Origin of the sequence: Mycobacterium sp. WUMAC-067 (assembly GCF_020217485.1) — a bacterium.
In the GTDB taxonomy this organism is placed as follows: Bacteria; Actinomycetota; Actinomycetes; order Mycobacteriales; family Mycobacteriaceae; genus Mycobacterium.
This window is the reverse complement of record NZ_JAEKMI010000166.1, coordinates 1-833: the sequence shown is the minus strand read 5'-3', so window position 1 is coordinate 833 and position 833 is coordinate 1. Positions and strand designations below refer to the sequence as shown.

2 protein-coding genes are annotated in these 833 nt (G+C 69.1%); both read left to right on the top strand.

All coding sequences use genetic code 11. The annotated features are described in order from the left end of the window. A partial coding sequence (locus tag JF781_RS28030; protein WP_225341365.1) for a PE/PPE C-terminal domain-containing protein occupies positions 1–592 on the top strand: 592 nt, incomplete at its 5' end. 32 nt (positions 593–624) lie between these two features. After that, positions 625–833 (top strand): DUF732 domain-containing protein (locus tag JF781_RS28025; RefSeq protein ID WP_225341364.1); only part of this gene is annotated, 209 nt, incomplete at its 3' end.

Sequence of the window (833 nt, the reverse complement as noted above, 5' to 3'; positions counted from 1 at the left end):
GCTGGGCGTCTCGGAATGGAAGGGCGCCTTCGTCTATGCCCCCTGGAGCGCCGGCATGCCCAAAGCATCGTTGGGTGCCGGTCTGGCCTCACCCGCAGGTCTTGGCGCCGGCATCCCGGTGCGGCCCGTGTCCGCGGTGCTGGGCAGCGCACCCACCGTGGGAAAGCTGTCGGTGCCCTCGAGCTGGGCCAGCGCCGCCCCCGCCATCCGGCTGGCCTCCACCGCCCTACCGGCCACCACCACCGCCGCCGCGGCCGCCGCGGCCGGTTTTCCCGCCGAGCTGGTCAACGACGCCACCCTGGGCAGCCTGGCCGGCGGCGCACTGGGCGGGCCCGCCGCCCGCATCATCAACACCACCACCGCCATCCACACCCGTGCGATCACCGGCCAACGCCGCACCCAACCAGTCAAACTCGACCGCATCATCGCCCAACTACAACAAATGCCCGACCAGGTACAGCACTGGAACGTCGACGAAGCCGGCCTCGACGACCTGGTCGCCCAACTACGAACCACACCCGGCGTGCACGCCGTGCACGTCAACGACGAACCCGCACCCGCGGCCGCACAACCCGAACCCCAGCTCGGCTAACCACCACCTTGCAACGCACCGAAGGAGGCTTCATGAAATGGCTGCTCGCGCTGCTCGGCGTATCGATAGGCATCACCATCGCGGCACCGGCACACGCCACCCCCGGCGAAGACGAGCCGCCCGCCGATGACAACAACGGATCCTTCCTGTCCGACCTGCACACCGTCGGCATCAGCTTCAAAGATCCCAGCCAAGCCGTCGCCGCGGGAAAATCCGTGTGCGCCATGATCACCCGCGGCGT